This is a genomic window from Streptomyces sp. NPDC001848, assembly GCF_042891915.1.
Classification (GTDB): domain Bacteria; phylum Actinomycetota; class Actinomycetes; order Streptomycetales; family Streptomycetaceae; genus Streptomyces.
This window is the reverse complement of sequence record NZ_JBIATP010000047.1, coordinates 1-1,800: the sequence shown is the minus strand read 5'-3', so window position 1 is coordinate 1,800 and position 1,800 is coordinate 1. Positions and strand designations below refer to the sequence as shown.

The 1,800-nt window shown below is 72.1% G+C and carries 1 protein-coding gene; it reads left to right on the top strand.

Going from position 1 to position 1,800, the window contains the following annotated elements; all coding sequences use genetic code 11:
* On the top strand, positions 1–1,800 hold a 1,800-nt coding region (locus ACFYZJ_RS39360; protein ID WP_388577210.1), incomplete at both ends, for a polyketide synthase dehydratase domain-containing protein.

Genomic DNA, 1,800 nt, shown 5'->3' with positions numbered 1-1,800 from the left:
GCGGAGTACTGGTTCACCAACCTGCGTCAGACGGTGCGTTTCGATCAGGCGCTGCAGACTCTCCTGGACGCGGGCCATCGGGTGTTCGTCGAGGCATCTCCGCATCCGGTGTTGGTGGGTGCGGTGACGCAGGCGGCGGAGGTTGCCGGGGTTGCCGGGGTGACGGCGGTGGGTACTTTGCGCCGTGAGGAGGGGGAGCAGGCGCGGCTGTTGCAGCATGTGGCGGAGGTGTTCGTCGCGGGGGTCGATGTCGACTGGTCGGCCTGGGTGCAGGGCGGGCGGCTCGTCGAGCTGCCGACGTATGCCTTCCAGCACCAGCGTTTCTGGTTGCCTGCGGGCCGCTCGGTCGTGGACGCGGCCGGGCTCGGTCTCAGCCCGGCGGACCACCCCCTGCTCGGCGCCGCCGTACGACTCGCCGACAGCGACAACGCCGTACTCACGGGCCGTATCTCCCTCGGCACGCACCCGTGGCTGGTGGACCACGCCGTCTTCGGAACGGTCATCCTCCCCGGCACGGCGTTCGTGGAGATGGCGCTGCGGGCGGCCGACGAGGCCGGATGTGCCGTGGTGGAGGAGCTGACGCTGGAGCGGCCGCTGGTGCTGTCGGAGGACGCGCTGGTGGCGGTGCAGGTGTCGGTGGGCGCCGCGGACGAGTCGGGGCGCCGGTCGATCGCCGTGCACTCCCGGCCCCAGGACGCGGAAACCGAGTGGGTGCGGCATGCCGTCGGTGTGCTGTCGCGGAGTGCGGTGGTGTCCTCGGAGCGGCTGGAGACGGCGTGGCCGCCGCCGGGTGCACAGCCGGTGCAGGGATCGGAGGTCTACGACCGTCTGGCCGCCCTCGGGTACGGGTACGGCCCGGTGTTCCAGGGGCTGCGCGCGATGTGGAGGGTCGGCGAGGAAGTCTTCGCCGAGGTACAACTGCCCGCCGAGCCGGACGAGTTCGGCGTCCACCCGGCGCTGCTCGACGCAGCGCTGCACCCGCTGCCGTCGGAGGACTTGTGGGTGCCGTTCTCGTGGGGCGGGGTGCGGCTGCACTCGGTGGGTGCCTCGGTGCTGCGGGTGCGGCTGACGCCGCAGGCGGACGGGGCCGTGCGGGTGGCCGCGTTCGACGGTGCCGGGATGCCCGTGGTCACCGTGGACGACCTCCGTCTCCAGCCCATGTCCCAGGAACAGTTGGAGCAGGTCGGCTCCGCAGCTGCCGACCCCCTGTACGAGGTGCGCTGGACCGAGGCGGCGATCCTCGATGCTGCGGCAGGCGTGGCCTCCGACGTCCGGGTCGCGTATGTCGAGCCGGGCGGCGACGTGCGCGTCCGGGTCGGGGAAGCGCTGGCGCTGGTTCAGGGCTTCGTCGGCGACAGCGACGCGGCCGATGCGCGGCTGGTGGTGGTCACGCGGGGTGGGATGACCGAGACTCCCGATCCGGTGACGGCGGGGGTGTGGGGTCTGCTGCGTTCGGCGCAGGCCGAGCACCCCGGCCGGATCGTGCTCGTCGACGTACCGGCCGATGATGCCCACACCGAAACGACGGTCACCTCAGCGCTCGCCCTGAACGAGCCACAAGTCGCCGTACGAGACGGGCGGCTGTACGTGCCCCGGCTCATCGCCGTCACCGCCGACGAGCACGCCCACACCCGGTTCGCCCCGGAGGGCACGGTGTTGATCACCGGGGCCGGGGGTGCGTTGGGCGGGTTGGTGGCCCGCCACTTGGTGGAGCGGTATGGGGTGCGGCATTTGCTGTTGCTGGGTCGTCGTAGTGGCCGGGCCGCGCGAGAGCTGGTGGGTGACCTGACGGCCGCAGGC